This is a genomic window from Azohydromonas lata, from assembly GCF_034427735.1.
Lineage (GTDB): Bacteria > Pseudomonadota > Gammaproteobacteria > Burkholderiales > Burkholderiaceae_C > Azohydromonas > Azohydromonas lata.
The window spans coordinates 1-18,932 of record NZ_JAXOJX010000002.1; the positions used below are offsets into that span (position 1 = coordinate 1).

Annotated in this window: 15 protein-coding genes and 1 pseudogene; 9 read left to right on the top strand and 7 right to left on the bottom strand. The window is 71.1% G+C overall.

The features are described from left to right. Both SM757_RS02065 and SM757_RS02070 read right to left on the bottom strand, forming a co-directional pair. Positions 1–285, bottom strand: a pseudogene (locus tag SM757_RS02065) (hypothetical protein); the annotation flags it as partial. A gap of 124 nt (positions 286–409) precedes the next feature. Next, positions 410–1,735 carry an AI-2E family transporter gene (locus SM757_RS02070; RefSeq protein ID WP_322464211.1) on the bottom strand — a complete coding sequence of 442 codons (1,326 nt, stop codon included), beginning with the start codon at positions 1,733–1,735 and terminating at the stop codon, positions 410–412. Between the two features lie 127 nt (positions 1,736–1,862). Here SM757_RS02070 and SM757_RS02075 point away from each other — a divergent pair, with 127 nt between their 5' ends. After that, positions 1,863–2,990, top strand: a complete 1,128-nt coding sequence (locus SM757_RS02075) for a YihY/virulence factor BrkB family protein (protein WP_322464212.1) — start codon at positions 1,863–1,865, stop codon at positions 2,988–2,990. A 32-nt stretch (positions 2,991–3,022) separates the two neighbouring features. Here the strand turns inward: SM757_RS02075 and SM757_RS02080 are convergent, their stop codons facing one another. After that, on the bottom strand, positions 3,023–3,349 hold the full coding sequence (locus SM757_RS02080) for a BON domain-containing protein (RefSeq protein ID WP_407655729.1): 327 nt from the start codon (positions 3,347–3,349) through the stop codon (positions 3,023–3,025). 295 nt (positions 3,350–3,644) lie between these two features. Between SM757_RS02080 and SM757_RS02085 the strand changes: the two genes are divergently transcribed. From SM757_RS02085 to SM757_RS02110, 6 genes are all read left to right on the top strand, one after another. Then, positions 3,645–4,574: a manganese catalase family protein gene (locus tag SM757_RS02085; protein ID WP_322464213.1), complete on the top strand. Its 930-nt coding sequence runs from the start codon at positions 3,645–3,647 to the stop codon at positions 4,572–4,574. Between the two features lie 6 nt (positions 4,575–4,580). Further along, positions 4,581–5,513, top strand: coding sequence for a ZIP family metal transporter (locus SM757_RS02090; protein WP_322464214.1), 933 nt, complete (start codon positions 4,581–4,583; stop codon positions 5,511–5,513). A 149-nt stretch (positions 5,514–5,662) separates the two neighbouring features. Beyond that, positions 5,663–6,337 (top strand): phosphoribosyltransferase, encoded by a 675-nt coding sequence (locus SM757_RS02095; protein WP_322464215.1) that lies wholly within the window; start codon positions 5,663–5,665, stop codon positions 6,335–6,337. 28 nt (positions 6,338–6,365) lie between these two features. Then, entirely contained in the window at positions 6,366–7,028 is a 663-nt protein-coding gene (locus SM757_RS02100; protein ID WP_322464216.1) for a dienelactone hydrolase family protein, read from the top strand. A gap of 368 nt (positions 7,029–7,396) precedes the next feature. Next, positions 7,397–7,789, top strand: coding sequence for a MerR family transcriptional regulator (locus SM757_RS02105; RefSeq protein ID WP_322464217.1), 393 nt, complete (start codon positions 7,397–7,399; stop codon positions 7,787–7,789). Between the two features lie 107 nt (positions 7,790–7,896). Further along, entirely contained in the window at positions 7,897–8,457 is a 561-nt protein-coding gene (locus tag SM757_RS02110) for an NAD(P)H-dependent oxidoreductase (protein ID WP_322464218.1), read from the top strand. Between the two features lie 44 nt (positions 8,458–8,501). Here the strand turns inward: SM757_RS02110 and SM757_RS02115 are convergent, their stop codons facing one another. Then, on the bottom strand, positions 8,502–10,862 hold the full coding sequence (locus SM757_RS02115; protein WP_322464219.1) for an FAD-dependent oxidoreductase: 2,361 nt from the start codon (positions 10,860–10,862) through the stop codon (positions 8,502–8,504). Between the two features lie 70 nt (positions 10,863–10,932). Next, entirely contained in the window at positions 10,933–11,487 is a 555-nt protein-coding gene (locus SM757_RS02120; protein WP_322464220.1) for a hemerythrin domain-containing protein, read from the bottom strand. A gap of 186 nt (positions 11,488–11,673) precedes the next feature. Here SM757_RS02120 and SM757_RS02125 point away from each other — a divergent pair, with 186 nt between their 5' ends. Both SM757_RS02125 and SM757_RS02130 read left to right on the top strand, forming a co-directional pair. Further along, positions 11,674–12,024 (top strand): hypothetical protein, encoded by a 351-nt coding sequence (locus SM757_RS02125; protein WP_322464221.1) that lies wholly within the window; start codon positions 11,674–11,676, stop codon positions 12,022–12,024. A 293-nt stretch (positions 12,025–12,317) separates the two neighbouring features. After that, on the top strand, positions 12,318–13,778 hold the full coding sequence (locus tag SM757_RS02130; RefSeq protein ID WP_322464222.1) for an RNA polymerase factor sigma-54: 1,461 nt from the start codon (positions 12,318–12,320) through the stop codon (positions 13,776–13,778). Positions 13,779–13,904: 126 nt separating this feature from the next. Here SM757_RS02130 and SM757_RS02135 read toward each other — a convergent pair whose 3' ends face one another. Continuing rightward, positions 13,905–14,912, bottom strand: a complete 1,008-nt coding sequence (locus SM757_RS02135; protein ID WP_322464223.1) for a cyanophycinase — start codon at positions 14,910–14,912, stop codon at positions 13,905–13,907. 625 nt (positions 14,913–15,537) lie between these two features. Continuing rightward, on the bottom strand, positions 15,538–18,804 hold the full coding sequence (locus SM757_RS02140; RefSeq protein ID WP_322464224.1) for a hypothetical protein: 3,267 nt from the start codon (positions 18,802–18,804) through the stop codon (positions 15,538–15,540). Between the last annotated feature and the right edge of the window lie 128 nt (positions 18,805–18,932).

Sequence of the window (18,932 nt, forward strand, 5' to 3'; positions counted from 1 at the left end):
CAGCGCGAAGCTCACGCCGCGCCGCGCCGCGGACAGCAGCGCCTGGTGCAGCGACGTGGGCGCGTCGCGCAGCAGCGACTGGTCCATCTGCAACTGCTGCCGTGTGCGCGAGACGGCCTCCAGCAGCGCCGGCAGCGGGTCTTCCAGCCAGCGCGCGCGGTTGCCGGCGGACAACGGCTGGCCCACGCACTGCGTCAGCACGCGCGCGTGGCGGTGTTCGATCTCCAGCTCGGCATACGGTCGCTCGCGCCGCCGCGCCGGGCCTGAATAGTGTTGCGAGGCCATGGTTTCGGGGGCTTGCGAGCAGCCGGCATGCCTGTATCGCAACGGGGTGTTGGTGGGGTGGCGGGCCGTTGGGCACCGTTGAACAGGCGTCCCTCGGCCGGCTCGCGCCACAAGCCTGGCGCCCTTACATCCCTGCCCGCGGCTGCCTCCGCTTGTGCCGCAGCAGCGATTTCAGCGAGGGCGGCGGGCGCCGGCTGCCTTCCATGTAGACGCACAGCAGCCGCAGCCGGCGGTTGCGTTTGCACACGCTGCGCAGGCCCACCAGGATGGGCACGGCCAGCACCGCCCCCGCCACGCCCCACAGCCACCCCCAGAACATCACCGACAGGAACACCGATATCGGGCTCAGCGACAGCCGCTTGCTCACGAATATCGGGCTCACCACGTTGGCCTCTATGGCGTGCACGCCCAGGTAAGCCGCGGCGGGCGCCACCAGCAGTGCCGAGTCTCCAAAGCTCAGCAGCCCGGCCGTGAGCAGCAGCAGCGTGTTGAGCAGCGGGCCGATGTAGGGGATGAAATTCAGCACCCCGGCCACCGTGCCCCACAGCACCGGGTTGGGCAGGCCGATGTAGGCCATGGCGCCCCCCACGGCCAGCGCCACGCCCAAGTTGATGATGCTCAGCGCGCCCAGGAACTGGCCGATCTCCTGCTGCGCGCTGCGCACCCCCGCCACCACCAGCGCCCGCGTGCGCCGCCGCGGAATGGCCTCCACCGTGCGCGAGAGCATCCAGTGCTCCGAGGCCAGCAGGAAATACAGCAGGATCACGGTGGACGCGGCCGAGAAGCCGAAGCTCAACACGTGGCTGAGCACCAGCCGCGTGAGCGTGACGCCCTCGCTGGCGATGCGGTCCTTGATGGGGTCCACGGGCGGCGGCGCGTTGCCGCTGCTGCGCGAGACGGGCTCGCGCTGCGGCGGCGCCAGGATGGGAATGGAACGCCGCACCCGGTCTATCTGCTGCTCCAGCGCCGTCATCACGCTGGGCGCGCGGCTCCACCACTGCGCCGCCGGCGTCACCAGCGCGCTGCCCATCAGCACCGTGCCGCCGAGCAGCGCGGCCACCAGCACCAGCGCGCCCAACACCTCCGGCACGCCGTGCCGGCGCAGCGAGCGCACCTGCGGCGACAGCAAAAACGTCAGGACCACCGCCACCACCATCGGCACCAGCAGCGGCTGCGCCAGTTTCAGCAGAAAGATCAGCGCGATCGCCAGCAGCCCCTTGATGGCCGGGCTGCCGTGCCAGGGCGTGGGCGCCGGGGTCAGCGGCGCGGCCAGGGCCGCGGCCGGCAGCTCCGCCGCGCCGGGCTCCATGCGCAAGCCCCCGCGCGCGGCGCCGCGGCCCACCCCATGCGGCGAGGCGAGCGAGGGCGAGGCCACGGGCGTGACCGCAGGGGTGGCGGCGCTGCTGGCGGGCGGGCCCAGCGGCTGGGCACTCAGGGGCTCGGCGCTCATCGCTGAAGGCGCCGGCCGCGGAACGGGAAACGGCGCATGCGCGGCTCGCTCGGCGGAAGGTGGGTCGTGGGTACGTTTGAGCAGCTTTCGTGCCGCTGCGGGCACGGCATGTGCACCGGGGCCGTCCATGAGCTTCTCGACCTGGCGCCGCCATGCCTGGCGGCAACTGCCTTCTCCCCTGCGGCGCACGCTGTGCTGGCTCATCGCGTCGGCCGAGCGATGGGTCAACGCCGCGGGCCCGCAACTGGGGGCCTCCATCGCCTTCTACACGGTGTTTTCCATGGCGCCGCTGCTGGTGATCGCCATCGCCATTGCCGGCGCGGTGTTCGGCCAGGAGGCCGCGCGCGGCCAGGTGGTGGCGCAAATCCAGGACCTGGTGGGCACCCAGGCCGCGCAGGCCATACAGGGCATGATCGAAGCCGCCTGGCGCGAGCCCGGCGGCGGCTTCGCGGCCGTGATGGCCCTGGGCACGCTGCTGGTGGGCGCCACGGGCGTGTTCGCCGAGTTGCAGCGCGCGCTCAACGCCATAGGCCACATCCGGCCCAAGCGCACGGGCGTGCAGGCCATGCTGCGCGTGCGCCTGACGGCCTTCGCGCTGCTGCTGGGCTTCGGCTTCCTGTTGATCGTGTCGCTGCTGGTGAGCGCGGTGCTGGCCGGCGTGCTGTCGGCGGTGTCGGCGCGCTACCCGGCGCTGGCGGTGCTGGCGCGGGTGTCGGAGCTGGGCCTGTCCTTCCTGGTGCTGAGCGTGGCCTTCAGCGCCATCCTGCGCTGGCTGCCGGACGAGGCGCCCTCGCGCCGCGCCCTGATCATCTCCGCCACCTTCAGCGCCGGGCTCTTCGTCTTCGGCAAGACGTTCATCGGCATGTACCTGGGCCGCGCGTCGGTGGCCTCCAGCTACGGCGCGGCGGGCTCCTTCGTGGTGGTCATGCTGTGGGTGTATTACTCGTCGCAAATCCTGCTCTTCGGCGCCGCGCTTGGGCGCGAATGGGACGCACGGCGCCAGCGCCTGGCGCAGGCGCACGGGGGGCATGGAGCGCAAGGGATGCACGGGGTGCATCACGGCGCGGTACAGGGCGGGCACCACGGTGCCCAGGCCTCCCGCGCACCAGGCCCCCAGGGCCCTGCGGCGGGCGCGGCTGCCGCGCCGCATCCGGCGCCGGCTCAACCATCACGCCGGTTGCCCGGGCAACCGGGCGGCGGCGTGGCGCAGCGCACCGTGCCCACGCCACCCGCAGGGCGGGCGCGGCGGCACTGAAAAGCGCCTGCACCGCCTGCCAAAAGGTTTGCTTACTGCGGCGCGCGCACCACGATGTTGTTGCGCACGTCCTTCACGTCCGGCACTTCGCGGACGAGGCGGCCGGCCTCGACGCGCTCGGCCTCGCTGGTGGCGAAGCCGGAGAGCTGCACCACGCCGTTGAGCGTGTCCACGTTCAGCCGCATGGCGCTGACCTTGGGATCCTTGGCCATGCGCGCCTTCACGCGCGTGGTGATGGTGGCGTCATCGACGTACTGGCCCACCGTGCTCTGGCCACTGGTGACGGCGCAACCGGCGGCGCCAAACAGCAGGCTCACGGCCATCACGGTGGCGGCAAAAGGCGACATGCGCTTGGACATGGGGAAATTCCTCCTGGTCATGGTCTCCGGCCCTGCGCCGGCGATTCCGACGCCCTCAAGGCAAATCCCGCTCCCGGCAGCGCCATGCAGGGGCCGGAGCCCAGGCATTTCCGGGGGAAGACGGGTCTATCCCCCCAAGGTATGGGGCTTGCCGAAATCCTCTTCGAGTGCCTGACGCGCCTGGGCCCCCGCACCACCGTTGCGGGCGGCTCAGGTGGCAGCCGCTTTCCCCATCGCTTACTTCGCATGAACCCTGGCCGACGCGGCGCGCCGGCCTCCCCAAGGAGTCACCAGGATGTTTGCCCACAACAAGGCCCTTCAGTACACGGTCCGCGTCAACGAGACCAACCCCGGTCTGGCCAACCTGCTGCTCGAACAGTTCGGCGGCCCGCAGGGCGAGCTGGCCGCCGCGGCGCGCTACTTCACGCAGTACCTGGGCGAGGACGACCCGGGCCGCCGCGACATGCTCATAGACATCGCCACCGAGGAGCTTAGCCACCTCGAAGTGATTGGCACCCTCGTGTGCATGCTCAACAAAGGCGCCAAGGGCGAGGTCGCCGAGGGCCTGGACGAGGAGGGCGATCTCTACCGCAAGATCTCCGGCCGCGGCAACGACTCGCACATCACCCAGGTGCTCTACGGCGCCGGTGCCCCGCTCACCAACTCCGCGGGCGTGCCCTGGACCGCCGCGTACATCGACACCATCACCGAGCCCACGGCCGACCTGCGCTCCAACATCGCCGCCGAGGCGCGCGCCAAGATCCTCTACGAGCGCCTCATCAACCTCACCGACGACGCCGGCGTCAAGGAGGCCCTGGGCTTCCTGATGACGCGCGAGATCGCCCACCAGCAGCAGTTCGAGAAGGCGCTGTACTCCATCCAGGGCAACTTCCCGCCGGGCAAGCTGCCCGGGATGCCGCAGTTCTCGCAGGTCTACTACGACATGTCGCAGGGCGAGGGCAACGCGCGCGGGCCCTGGAACAGCGAGGAGCACTTCAACGTCGTGAGCGAGCGCGGCCAGCAGATCGGCGTGGACGGCGCGGGCGGCGGCTTCGACGTGCGGCTGACCTCCACCGAGGCCAAGATCGCCCAGCAGCTCATGGCGCGCACGGCCTCGCTGCAGACCGGCGACCCCATCACCGGCGCCGAGCTGGGCAGCGACGGCACGGCGCCGCAGTCGCCGCAGGCCTCGCAGCCGCCCAAGTCCGGCCGCCAGCAAGGCTGATGCGCCATGGCCGCGGAGCAGCGCTCCTCAACAGCGGCCGCCGCCGCGCGGGCGGCCCCGTCCGCGGCCCTCAAGCCGCGCCAGCGCTTGGGACTGCTGCTGTTCGCGGCGGGCTGCATCGCCGGCGGCGTGCTGGTGTGGCAGTCGCTGGCCGACTGGCCCTTGCCCGTGCGCCAGGCGCTGCTGGCCGGCAGCATCGCCGCCGCGGCCACCGCCCTGGGCACGCTGCCCGTGCTGCTGGCGCAGCAAAGCTCCACGCGCACGCGCGATACGCTGCTGGGCTTCGGCGCGGGCGTGATGCTGGCGGCCTGCGCCTTCTCGCTCACCATCCCGGGCCTGCGCGCGGCGCAGGCGCAAGGCGCCGGGCCCTGGGAGGCCGGGGCCGTCGTGGGCGGCGGCATCCTGCTGGGCGCCTTGCTGCTGCTGGCGCTGGACCGCTGGCTGCCGCACGAGCACTTCATCAAGGGCTTCGAACGCGACAACCCCCGCGCGCACGCCCTCAAGCGCACCTGGCTGTTCGTGTTCGCCGTGTCGCTGCACAACCTGCCGGAGGGGCTGGCCATGGGCGTGGCCTTCGGGGGCACCAGTGCGGTGAGCGCGGCGGCGTTGTCCACGGGCATCGCCATACAGGACGTGCCCGAGGGTCTGGTAATCGCGCTGGCGCTGCAGGGCGTGGGCTATTCGCGAGGCTTCTCCGTGTTCCTGGGCGCCATCTCCGGCGCCATCGAACCCGTGGGCGCCGTGCTGGGCGCGGCGGTGATGGGCCTGTCGGCGGGGCTGCTGCCCTGGGGCCTGGCTTTCGCGGCCGGGGCCATGCTGTTCGTCATCAGCCACGAGGTCATTCCCGAGTCCCACCGCGCCGGCCACGAAGGCCACGCCACCATGGGCCTGGTCATCGGTTTCGTACTGATGATGCTTTTGGATACCGCATTGGGCTGATCTGTCGCAATCCGATGCAGGCGGTGCGGCGCAGTCTGTCATCAACCGCGCGGCAAGACCGGCGGCGGGGCAGGAAGCCCGGGGCGGCGGCAAGCGCCGCCTTCAAGGCACCGGCCTTGCCGTATGCGCGGGGACCGACGTGAAGTGCCATGCCCGAACTCCTGTACCGCGACCGCCGCGACGCCGGCCGCCGCCTGGCCCAACTCCTCATGCCCTGGACGGGCGCGCAGCCCCTGGTGCTGGCGCTGCCGCGCGGGGGCGTGCCCGTCGCTTTCGAAATCGCCCAGGCGCTGCAGGCGCCGCTGGACATCCTGCTGGTGCGCAAGCTGGGCGCGCCGGGCAACCCCGAGCTGGGCTTGGGGGCGGTGGTGGAGGGCGACCCGCCGCGGCGCGTGCTCAACGCCGAGCTGGTGCGGCGCCTGCACCTGTCGGACGAATACCTGGAAGGCGAGATGGCGCGGCAGTTGGCGTGCATCTCCGAGCAGCGGCTGCGGCTGCGTGAGGGCCGGCCGCCGCCGGTGGCGGCCGGGCGCGAGGTGATCCTGGTGGACGACGGCATCGCCACCGGCGGCACCGTGCGCGCGGCACTGCAGGCGCTGTCGCACGCCGGGGCGGCGCGCGTCGTGCTGGCGGTGCCTGTGGCGCCGCCGCAGACGGTGGCGCAATTGCCGCTGCCGGCGTCCGACATCGTCTGCCCGCTGCAGCCCCACGACCTGGGTGCCGTGGGCCGCTTCTACGACGACTTCGCGCAGGTCGACGACGACGAGGTGGTGCGCCTGCTGGCGCAAGCCGCCATGACTGCCCGCAGCGTCTCCGGTGCCTGAACCTCAACTTGCAGCAAGGAGCCCCGCCATGAAAGCCACGCCTGCCACCGTCGCCACCCCCGCGGACGAACAACTCGTGACGCTGCCACCGCACGGCCTGCCGGGCCTGCTGGTGTTGCCGCCGCAGCCGCGCGGCCTGGTGCTGATTGCCCACGGCAGCGGCAGCGACCACCTCAGCCCGCGCCAGCGCCACACGGCGCAGGTGCTGGCGCAGGCGGGCTTCGCCTCGCTGCGCGCGGACATGCTCAACGCCATGGAGGTGCTGGACCGCCGCAACACCTTCGACATCCCGCTGCTGGCGGCGCGGCTGGTGGCGTTTGCGCAGTGGCTGGCGCAGGACGAGCGCACGGCCCACCTGCCGCTGGCCTGCCTGGGTGCGAGCACGGGCGCCGCTGCCGCGCTGCTGGCCGCGCACCACTTGCCCGCCATACGCGCCGTGGTCTCGCGCGGCGGGCGGCCGGATCTGGCCGGGGCGGCGCTGGAGTCGCTGCAAATCCCGGTGTTGTTGATCGTGGGCGAGCGCGATACCGAGGTGCTGGCGTTGAACCGGCAGGCTCAGGCGCAATTGGGAAATCGCTGCGAGCTGATCATCATTCCCGGCGCTTCGCATTTGTTCGAAGAGGATGGCTGTTTGGAAGAGGCGGCGCGGGTGGCGGTGGAATGGGTTTCCGGGAAATTGCTGGAAGGATGATTTGCCGATTTGCCGATTTGCCGATTTGCCGATTTGCCGGATGCGGCGGTCATTGGATCGTTGGTAAATGCCTGCCTTGCGGCACAAGTGCAGGCACTCCATTCCGTCATGCCCGCGAAAGCGGGCATCCACGATTGCCGAGGTTTTGCCGTCGGGTTGTATTGCATTGCGCCGGTGTTTCCAGGGCACCGCCCCGGTGCGCGTGGATACCCGCTTTCGCGGGCATGACGTAATGGTTGGTGGTCTGTGTTTGCTTCGGCGTATGGCGTATTGATTTCGGCAAAGAGGTTCAAGTAAAGGCTGGCATGAATTCCAACTTCAATCCGGCCGTATAAAATCAATTCGTCGTGCCAGTCGTCTGTTGTGCCATGTACATCGGTTCCCTTTCCCAAGCCACAGGCGCCAGCCCGAAGGCCATACGGCTTTATGAATCCATGGGCCTGCTTTATGGCGTGCAGCGCCGCGGTGCCTACCGGATTTATTCAGAGCAGCACGTGATGCAGGTGCAGCTCATACGCCATGCCCAACTGCTGGGTTTCAAGCTGGCCGAGCTGCAGCCCGTGCTGACGTGCCGCGATGGCGGACCGGACCGGGACGAGGTCGTCGGATTCCTCAAGCAAAAGCAGCGGGCCCTACGCCAGGAAATCGAAAGGCTGGAGCAACTCGATGTGCACATCGGCTTGGTGCTGGAAGAGTTGGCCCAATGCCTCAGCACGCCGCCGGTGAATCCTTCGCAGGATTGCGATCTGCTCGCGGTGTGAAAAATTGGGCACGCCCGGCTTGACTCTGCCCCTAGGGACAGAGTTCACACTCCGCGCCGATTTCAAAGGCATGGGATGTGCGCGAAATGGGCAGCAGGCGGGTTTTGGTGATTGCGGCACATGCGCCAACGGGATGTTATGGCGCTGCGCTCGCCGAGGCCTATGTGGGCCACGCGCGGTATTTCGGCCACCAGGTCAGGGTTCTCAACCTGAACATGCTGCAATTCGATCCCGTGCTGCACGGGGGCTACCGCAGCGTGCAGCCGCTGGAGCCGGATTTGGCAATGGCCCAGGCAGCCCTGCGCTGGGCGGAGCACCTGACTTTCATCTATCCCATCTGGTGGGGAAGCGTGCCGGCGGTGCTCAAGGGTTTTCTGGACAGGGTGCTGCTGCCCGGATTTGCCTTTGAGTATCAGCCCGGAAATTATTTCCCGGAGAAATTGCTGAAAGGGCGTTCCGCGCACATCGTCGCGACCATGGACACGCCGCCCTGGTATTTCCGTTGGCTTTACCTGGCGCCCGGGCTCAGGCAATTGAAAAGGAACACCCTGGAGTTTTGCGGCGTGCGGCCAGTGCGCACGCTGGCGCTTGGGCCCGTGATGGGCTCTTCGTCGCCCCGGCGCGCGCGGTGGCTGGAAAAAGTGCGCGATCTGGCCGAGAAGCTTTGACGCCGCGGCCGGCCGGCCGCGGCGCCCTGTCGCGCACGGGCTGGTCAGCCCGCCTGCTGCAGCGCCGTGGTGGTCAACGCGCCGCGCTGGCGCAGCAGCGTCATCACCAATTCGGCCGCCTGGCGTCCGGCGGTGAAGGCGTGGGGCGCGCCCTCGGCCTGCCAGCGGCCGTGGTGGCCGGCCAGGACGATGCCGTGCTCGCCGAACCACTGCCGTATCAGCAGCAGCGCGGCCTGCTGCGCCGCGTCCGGCAGCGCCCGCGCGCAGGGCAGGTCCAGTTGCGAGGCGAAGTGCACGGGGTCGGCGCTGGAGAACAGGCCGATGCGGCGGCAGTCGGCAATCACCCGGTCTATCAGCGCCGCGCCCTCGCAGGGCAGGGGCTGGTCCGGCCCGTAGGCAATCTCGCACGAGAGCGCGAAGCCGCCCGGCGCGTTGTTGTGCGCGCTGGCGTTGCCCTGGACGAACACGCGCTGGAACACCGTGCCGGCCGGCACCTCCATCCAGTGCGCGTCGGTGAGCTTTTCTCGGCCCGGCGCCAGGCCGATGCCGAGGTTCACGCAGCGCAACGAACCCTGGCGCAGCGTTCGCGCGCCGTTGCGCAGCTCGGCCGGGGCCTCCTCGCCGCAGGCCTGCACCAGCGCGGGCAGCGGGATGGTGCTGATGAGCGTGTCGAAGCGCAGCGAGCGCCCGTCGTCCAGCCGCACCGTGCGCCGCGAGGGCGACAGGTGCAGCAGCGTGGTCTTGAGCGCCAGCTCGCAGTCCAGCTTGGGCAGGAAGGCGTCCATCAGCGCCTGGAAGCCGCCGTGCAGCGGGTAGCCGAAGTCGCGGTCCGCGCGCAGCGGGGGCAGGCCCACCTGCGGCGCGGGCTGCTCCACGTGGCGCACGCGAGGCGGCAGCCAGTGCAGGTTGTCGCCGAGCAGCCGCTCGGCCAGCGCCTTCACCTCCGGGTCGCCGCTTTGCAGCACGTGGGCGCCGTGGTCGAAGGTGTAGCCCTGCTGGTGCACCGAGCGGCAGCCGCCGCCCACGTGCTCCTCGCGCTCGACCACCAGCGTATCGTGCCCCTCGTCGTGCAGGCCCAGGTGGTAGGCGGCCGACAACCCCGTGGCCCCGGCGCCTATGACCATGTGGCGCACGGCCGGCGGCTGCGAGGCGCCCGCCGTGCGCACCACCGGCGTGGCGGCGCTGGTGCTGCTGAAACCTTCGGCGGGGGCCAGGCCGGCGAACTCGCGCAGCGCGGCGGGCGAGTCGGCCGTGGACGCGCGCAGCGCCTGGCGCAGCAGTCGCGCCACGGTGCGCGCGCTGCGGTCCCAGGACACCTTGCGCAGCGCCTCCTGCATGCGGCCCACCAGCAGCCGGCGCTCGGCCTCGCTCAGCGCCAGCATCTCCTCGCAGCCCTGGATGAAGTCCACGGGGTCGCGGCCTATGCGCACGATCCCGCCGTAGGGCACTTCCACGTCGCGCACGGCGGTGGAGACCACGGGCTTTTCGCCGGCCATGTATTCCAGCGTCTTGGTCGGGCTGATGAAGCGCGTGGACTCGTTGAGCGCGAAGGGCATGAGGCAGAGGTCCCATGGCGCCATCAGGTGCGGCAGCAGCGCGTAGCTCTGCATGCCCAGGTAGGTGATGTTGGGCCGCTGCGGCAGCGAGGCGGGGTCGATCTTGACCACGGGCCCCACCATGACGAGCTGCCACTCGGGGTGGGCATCGGCCACGGCGGCGACGAGCGCCAGGTCCAGCCGCTCGTCGATCACGCCGTAGAAGCCCAGCCGCGGCCCCGGCGGGATGTGGGCCTGCAGCCGCTGCGCCTCCTGCGCCTCGGCGCTGTCGGCGCGCAGCCGCTGCGGCGCGAAGTGGTGGACGTCCACCGAGCTGGGCAGGCAGTGCACGTTGGGGTGCAGCGGGCGCTTGGCCTCGAACAGGGCCGGGCCGCCGGTGAAGACCACGCTGGACATCTTCATCAGCGCGTTCTCGCGCTGGCGCAACTGCTTGGGCGCGTTCTTGAAGGCCGAGAGCTCGTCCATGCAGTCGTAGACCACGGCGCGGGGCTTGAGCGCGGCCACCAGCGGCAGCGCCATGGGCGTGTAGAACCAGACCAGGCTGTCCTCTATGGCCTCCTGGCGCATGAACTCGGCCAGCAGCGGCTTGAGCACGCTCAACTGGTCATCGTGGAAGCCGGGGGCCGTCACCGGCGTGCGCGGCACCAGCACCTCCAGGTTGGAGCCTTGCGGCACGCGGTCCAGGCGCGGCTCGCCCTCGCAGTGCACGGGCTCCTCGACGAAGAGCACGCGGTAGTGCTCCGACAGGCGCGAGAGCAGGTGTTGCGGCCGCTGGTACACGAAACCCCAGCGCAGGTGGCAGAACACGACAAGAGGGGGCAGCGGCGAGGCGGCGGTCGGCGAAGGCATGGCGGCTCCTTGGGTTGCTGGTTCAGCCGCAGAGGCCGGGGAGTTCCCGGCCTGCGGCGCACGGGCTGCGTCAGGCCTGGTTGCGCTGGTCGGCGGCGACGGCGGGCTGCGGCAGCAGCTCCTCCATCAGCTCGGCCTTGCGCGCCTTCATCTGCTCGCCCAGGGCCGCCCAATCGATCTTGGTCCCGGCCTTCTCGCACTGCTCGAAGAGCTCGCCTTCCTCTTCCTTGATGTGGTGCTTCACGTACTCGCCGAGCACGGTGAAGGTGGCGGAGAACTTGCCGTCGAGCTGGCCTTGCTGCTGCATGGACTGCAACTGCTCGATGAGCTGCTTGGCCGATGCGTGCTCGACCTCGGCTTCGTCCAGCAGGTCCTGCTCCTTGAGCGCCTGGCGCACGGCCGGGTAGAAGATTTCCTCCTCCAGCGTGGTGTGCACCTGCAGCTCGGCGCAGGTCTGCTCGACGAGCTCCTTGCACGCGTCGGCCTGCTTTTGCGCGTCCAGCTTCTCGAAGTCCTTGAAGGACTTCTTGGCGCGCTTGTGGTCGGCGATGAGCATGTTGAGCACGTCCTCGCGGGCGGCGGCGGCACTGCCGGCGCGGGGCGCGGTCTTTTCGGTGGTGGGCATGTGGAGCTCCTGGTTGGAGTTGATTTCGTGACAAGTCTGGTTTCGGCAATCGACGTGCCCCAAACCGTGGGAATGAAAGCTGCCGGCTCAACCACCGACCGCGGTTGAAAACGCCTGCCACCAAGGCGGCGCACCGCGCAAGACCACACCGCCCCGGGCCGTTTCCGGGGCTTCCCAGGAGCCCACATGCCCAACATCCACCACAGCCCCCAGCAGGCGCCCGCGCAGACCCCTGAAGGCGCCGACACCGCCGTGACCCAGGGCGCTGCAAGCCAGCCGGCCGACGCCCGCCCGGGCCACGGCGTGACGCAGTCCTCCAAGGGCGGCGCCCCGGGGCCGCGGCTGCCCCACGAGCACGACGAGTCGGCCCACGAGCAGCAGCCCGGCGCCAATACCGAGACGCAGGAAGCGCAGCAGGCCTATGCCGACGCCCAGGCCGGGCTGCCCGACACCAGCTACGGCCACGCCACCGATCCGGCCTACCACCGGCAGGTCACGCCCGGCACCACCAGCCCGCCGCCCAAGCGCACGCGCTGAACCTTCCTGCCGCGTCGCCGCAGCGCTTGCGGCAAAGCTGTTGCCCGCCGGCCGTCCCCCGTGACTGGTGGAGGGAGCTTTCTCCCTCCGCCAATTTTTTTGTTAACGAAATGCAGACCCCCGGAAACACACGGTGTGAGGAAACTTGCCCGTGGTTATGGGTGGCGGCGCGGAAAGTTCTTGTCAATTGCAACCGGATGCGTTCGCTTGAGCAAAGCTGGCACGAAGTCTGCGGACTGAGTGCCTGCAACGGTGCCGCGTGAGGTGCCGGATAACGAAAGAGGAGTACTTGGATGAACGCACCCGTGCTTCGCACCGAGCACCGGCAGCAGCAGGCTTTGTCTCCGCGTCTGCAGCAGGCCGTTCGGCTGCTGCAGCTTTCTTCACTGGATTTCGCGCAGGAAGTTCAGGAAGCGTTGGGCCGCAATCCTTTTCTGGAGGCTGACGAAAGCGAGGAAACCCCGGCCGCCCCGGACAACGAAGGCGCGCCGCTGGCCGCTGACGCGCTGACCAGCGTCACCGTGCCCGAGACGAGTGAAACCCCTGATTACGGCAGCTCCGACAGCGGGATGGAGCGCGACACCGAGCGCGACAGCTGGCAGGCCGACGGCAGCAGCAGCAACCGCAAGCGCGAGGACGGCGAACTCAGCCTGATGGACACCATGGCCGTGCAGACCTCGCTGGCCGAGCATCTGCATGGGCAGTTGAACCTGCTGCCGCTGACGGCGCGCGACCTGGCGCTGGCCAAGGCCATCGTGGAGTCGCTGGACGACGACGGCTACCTGCGCGTGGGCCTGGACGAGCTGGTGGAGTTCTGCGAGATGGACCCGCTGGCCACGCTGGAGGAGCTGCAGATCGCCTTGAAACGCGTGCAGTCGCTGGAGCCCGCGGGCGTGGCCGCGCGCAGCGTGCAGGAGTGCCTGCTGCTGCAGCTGCCCAGCTTCGAGTGCTCGCACCAGCGCGCGCTGGCGCAGGCCGTCATCAGCGAGAAGCTGGACGCGCTGGCGGCCAAGGACGTGAACACGCTCTCGCGCTTCCTGTCGCGCCCGGTGGAGGAGGTGGAGGCCGTGTGCGCCCGCATCCGCCGCCTGGACCCGCGCCCGGGCTGGCGCTATGGCGCGGCCAACATCCAGTACCTGACGCCGGACGTGATCGTGCGCAAGGTGCGCGGGCAGTGGATCGCCACGCTCAACCCCGCCATCGTCCCCAAGGTGCGCCTGAACCGCGTCTATGCCGAGCTGTTCCAGCGCCACCGCAACGGCATGCACGCGGAGCTGGCGGCGCACCTGCAGGAGGCGCGCTGGACGGTGCGCAACGTGGAGCAGCGGTTCTCGACCATCGTGAGCGTGGCGCAGGCCATCGTGAACCGGCAGCGCCACTTCCTGGAGTACGGCGCCATGGCCATGAAGCCGCTGGGCCTGCGCGAGATTGCCGACGAGGTGGGCCTGCACGAATCCACGGTTTCGCGCGTGACCAACAACAAGTACATGGCCACGCCGCTGGGCGTGTTCGAGCTGAAGTATTTCTTCTCGCGCGCCATGGCCACGGCCGGCGGCGGCACCTGCTCGGCCACGGCCATACGCGGGCTGATCAAGGACATGATCGAGGCCGAGAAGGCCGAGGCGCCGCTGTCGGACGCCGAGATCGCCCGCCAGCTCGCGCGCCAGGGCCTGGTGGTGGCGCGCCGCACCGTCACCAAGTACCGCCAGACGCTGCGCATCGAGGCCGTGGAGCGGCGGCGCAAGCACGCGTGAGCGCAAGCCTGTTTTTCCGGGTGTGAGTGGGAGCGCCGGGGCCGGCCGGCACTCCCGAAAACGCCGCCGGGCCGAGGAGGTCCGGCGGCGTTTTCGCTTGGGGGCGGGGGCGGGGGCGGGGGCAGTTCAAACCGCCCGCGTCAGCACCTCCACGGCTTCCTTCAAACCCGGTGCGGCCACGGTGGCCTGTGCGCCGTCCAGCGCCAGCCGCTGGCCCGCCTGCAGCACGTGGATGCGCAGGCCTGCCAGCGTGAGGCGCTCGCCGGGCTGGGCGCGCTCGATGCTGGAGCCCATGTGGCGCCCATCCAGCAAGGTCACGGCGCCGGCGCCCACCACCTCTATGGCGCCGCGCTCCACCACCAGCGCCGTGTCCTCGTCCACGCCCACGCCCAGCAGGTGCGGGTGGCGGGCCACGGCCGACATCAGCCGCGCCAGGCGGCGGCGCTCGGAGAAGTGCTGGTCGACGATGGCGCCGGGCAGCAGGTCCAGGCCCTCGTCCAGCAGGGCCACGTCCTTTTCCGGCAGCAGCGGCGCGCGGCCGCCGGCCAGCATCTGGCGCGACAGCGCCGCCGCGCCCGCGCTGGTACCGGCGATGCACACGCCGCGCTGCGCGCGGGCGCGGCGCATGGCCTCGGCCACGGCGCTGCCGGCGAGCACGGCGAGCAGCCGGCGCTGGTCGCCGCCGGTCATGAAGATGCCGTCGGCCGCGAGGATCTCGCGCACCGCCGCGGGCGAATCCGCCTCCTCGCGCGAGGCCAGGCCCAGCTCCACGCAGCGCTGCACGCCCAGCGCCGTGAAGGCGCGCTCGTAGCCCGCCCACAGCAGTTGCGGCACGGCGCTGGCGGCGGTGAGGACGACGATGCGCGCCCGCGGACCGCCGCAGTGGTGCAGAAAGCGGCGCAGCACGGCCATGTCGTCGCGCCTGTCCTCGTTGCCGCCTATGGCCATGAGCACGGCGCCAGGCTGGCTTTCAAGCGCTCCCGCGGCGGGCCGCTCGCGCGCGGTGGCGGCGGGCGAGGGCAGCGCCGCCGCGCGGGCGTGGCGCGGCTGCAGCGCGCCCAACGCGGCCACGCTCAGCAGCAGCGCACGGCGGCGCTGCAGCAGCCGGTTGAAGGCACGGGGAACACGTTTCATACGACTTCCTGGGCGAAGCAACTGACGGGACACGGGCCGCATGGCCCTGTATCTCATGGCGGCACTTTGCCTTGGGCGGGCATGGCCTTGGGGGGCGGCAGGGGGCGACGTAACGGCGAACTTGTGGGCCATGTGGCGAGCGGGCTGTTATCCCGCGCAGGCCCATTGCTGCCTGGGAACAGTCGGTTTCCATAGCGCTCGTGAGCCAAGGCGCCGCATCCCACTTCGTCATTCCCGCGCAGGCGGGAATCTAGGCGGCCCCACGCCAGAGCGAAGGGGCAACGCAGGAAAAGCGCGGTCTGGGTCCTTGTGACGTCGGCCCATGAGCTGGCGGCCAGCTTGGGGGCTGCCTGGATTCCCGCCTTCGCGGGAATGACGACTCGGGGGGCGCTGCGGGTCTGTCTCCGGCTGGCGCTTGTCCACTTTCCCCGGGCAGCAGTGCGCCTGCGCGGGGATGACGCGGTAGAGAGCGCGGCTCATCGGCTGGCGGCTGACGCTGCAAAGTTTCCCGGACCGTCCTGCCGCCCACGCCACCTCATCCGCCGGCACGCGCCATGAAAAAGGCGCCCCGGTGGGGCGCCTGCCTGCGGTGGCGGCGCCGGGAGGCGCGCCGCCATCGTCACCTTCAGCGCTTGCCGCCGCCGGAACTGCCGGTCGAGGACCCCGGCGCGCCCGCGCTGCTGCTGCCGGCCGAGCCTATGGAGGTGGCCGAGCTGCCACTGCCCTTGGCGGCGCCGCCGGCGCTGGCGGTCGTGCCCGTGGAGGCCGGCCCCGTCATGCCGCTGTTCAGGCTGCTGCTGCCGCTGGGCAGGCCCGCGGCCTTGCCGCCGCCGCTGGAGGCGCTGCCGGAAGCACTCGTGCCGCTGCTGCCGGCCGACCCGGCGCCGCTGCTCTTGGACGCGGTGCTGCCGCTGCCGCCCGCGGTGGTCAGCCCCGCCGCTGAAGAACTGCCCGTGCCGCCGGAGCCGCTGGAGGCCAGGCTGGAGGACGAGGACTTGCCGCTGCCGGACGTTTCCGCCGTGGACAGGCTGGAGCCCATGCCCGCGCCCGTGCTGCCGCCGCCGGCCGTCAGCGACGAGCCGCTGCCACTGCCCAGACCGGCGCCGGACGTGCCGCTGCCGCCTGTGGCGCTGCTGCCCGTGCCGCCGCCGCTGCTGCCGGTGGCCCCCATGCTGCCGGCGGACAGGCCGCCGGAGCCGGAGGCGCCGCTGCCGGTGCTGCCCAGGGCGCGGTCGCCGTCACTGCCGCGGCTCAGGTCCGAGGTGCCGGCGCTGCTGTCCAGCGAGGACAGGCTGGCCCCCATGCCGGCGCTGCTCTGGCTCATGCCGCCGGTGGAGGAGGCGCTGGCCTCGCCCCCGGCCGAGCCGGACTGCGAGCCCATGGTGCCCGGCGTGCCCTGGTTGCCGAAGCGCTCGGCGCCCAGGCCACCGGAGGCCGCGCCCAAGCCGCCGCCCGCGCTCTGGCTGCTGGTGCTGTGCGTGCTGCTGCCACCGCTGCTCATGGGGCTGGCGCTGCCGTGCAGGCCGCTGCCGCTTGGCAGGCTGCCGCCGCCTTGCGAGCCGGTGCCACCCTGCGAAGCGCTGCCTTGCTGCCCGGTGCGGCTGGAGCGCCACTGGCTGAACTCGTCGCTGAACCGCTTGTAGCGGTCCTGGCGCCAGCTGCGGTAGTCGTCGTCCAGGCTGCGCATCTGCTCGGTGCGCCACTGCTGGTACTCGGGGTCGAAGTGCTCGTCATGCGAGCCCTGGCCGCCTTGCGTGCCGTGCTGGCTGCCTTGGGACACCGTGCCTTGCGGGCCGCCGTAGCCGCGGCCTTGCGAGCCTTCGAAGCCCTGCGAGCCCAGGTTTGAGCCGCCGCCCTGCTGGTGCAGGTTGCCGCTGAACTGGCTGGCCTGGTGGCTGCCGCCGCCGTAGCTGCTGGGCGAGGGGCCGCCTTGCTGGCCACCGCCGGAGGCGCCGTACTGCGAGCTGCCCTGCTGGCCGCCCTGCTGGCCCCAGGTGGAGCCGCGGTGCTGCTGGTCCCAGGACGGGCTGCCCGACTGTCCCCAGTCGCCACCGGACTGACTGTGCTGGTTGTTGCCCTGGTAACTGCCTTGGTAGCCGCCCTGGTGGCCGCCTTGCAGGGAATGCGAGCCGTAGTCCGTGCCCTGGCGGGGGCTCGTAAAGCCTTGGCCTTGGCCGCCGCGCATGTCGTCGCCATAGCCGCCTTGCTGGCCGCTGGAGCCGGACTGGCTGTGCTGACCGCCCTGGCCGCTCCAGGAACCGCCCTGGCCCTGCTGGCCTCCCATGCCGCCGGACTGGCTGTGCTGCGGGTTGCTGCCGAAGCCGCCCTGGGTACCGTAGCCGCCGCCGGCCTGCGTGTGCTGGCCGCCGTAGCTGCCGGACTGGGTAGGGCCCTGCTGGCCGCCGCTGAATTGGCTGCCCTGCTGCTGGCCGCCGGAGCGGTTTTCATTGATGCCGGGGCCGTAGGTGCTGCCCTGCAGCCCGCTGCCGTAGCCGCTGTGGTGGCTGCCCGTGCCCAGGCCGGGGGCGCTGCGCATGTCGTCGCCATAGCCGCCTTGGCCGCCGCCCAGGATGGCCGCCTGCATGCCGCCCTGGCGGCTGCCGCCTTGTCCGCCCTGGCCGCTGTAGTCGCCGCCCGTGCCGCCGCCCATGCCGCTGTGCTGGCTGCCCCACTGGCCGGACTGCTGGTTGCCGCCCCAGGCGCCGCTCATGGAGCCGCTCTGGCCGCCGGTGAAGCTGGTGGCGTGCTGGCCGCCGCCGAAGCCGCCGCCGGACTGGCTTTGCTGCGTGCTGAAGCCCGTGCCGGACTGGCCGGACTGGCCCCATTGCCGGCCTTCCTCGCCGCCCTGGGTGTGCTGGTAGCCGCCGCCGGACTGGCTGTGCTGCCCTCCCTGGTAGCCGCCATAGCCGCCTTGGGCGCCGTAGCCGCTGCTGCCCATGCCGCCGCGCATGTCGTCGGCATAGCCGCCCTGGTTGCCGCCGTGCTGCTGGCCCGGGTTGGCGCCCTGGCCCTGGCTGTACTGCCCGCCGCCCTGGCGGCTCCAGTCCTGCTGCGATGGCTGGCCGCCCTGGTGCGAGGACGCCTGGCTGTGCTGGTTGCCGTAGATGCTGGACGCGCCGGCCTGCTGGCCCCAGTCGCGCTGCGGCGCCCACTGGCCGCCTTGCTGGCCGCTGGAGCCGGACTGGCTGTGCTGCCCGCTGCCCTGGCCCTGGTAGCTGCCCTGGAAGCTGCCTTGATGGCCGCCCTGCATGGAGTGCGAGCCGTAGTCGGTGCCCTGGTGGCTGCGGCTTTGCAGGCCCCAGTCGCCGCTTTGCTGGCCGGGCAGGCTGCCGCCTTGCGCATGCTGGCCGCTGCCCTGGTAGCTGCCTTGGTAGGCGCCCTCATGGCCGCCGTGCAGGCTGTGGGCGCCGTACTCGGTGCCGCGGCCCTGCTGGCCGCCTTGCTGCTGGCGGCTCCAGTCGCCTTGCTGGTGCTGCTGGTTGCCGCCCTGGTAGGTACCGCCTTGCTGGTGGCGCTGGCCGCCTTGCAGGCCGCCCTGGTCGGTGGGGCCCAGGCGTCCCAGGCCGCTGCCGAAGGGGCTGCCCTGCTCGTGGGAGCCGCCGCCCCAGTGCTGCGCCTGCTGCTGCGCGCCGAAGTCGCTGCGGCCGCTCCACTGGTCGCTTTGCGAGCCGCCGTAGTTGGCGTCATTGCCCATGCCGCGGCCGTAGGCGCCGCCGGCCATGTCCTGGGCGCTGACCTGGCGGCCGCCGTTGTAGTCGCCGTAGGTGCTGCCGGCGTCGGTGCGCTGGCCGGCGCTGTAGCCACCCTGTTCGTGCTGCCGGTGGCCTTGACCCGACCGGCCCTCCTCGCTGCCGCGGGTGTCTTGCCGGCCGGATTGGTCGTGCTGGCTCATGTGCTGTCCTTTCATGGTTGCGCTTCGCTACCGACCTCGTGGCTTTGCACGTCCGCCGGGCTTGAAACGCGGCGGGGAAAGCCTGTCAGTCCCGGGAATCCGGCAAGCCCTGTTCCCAGGGTTGGTGT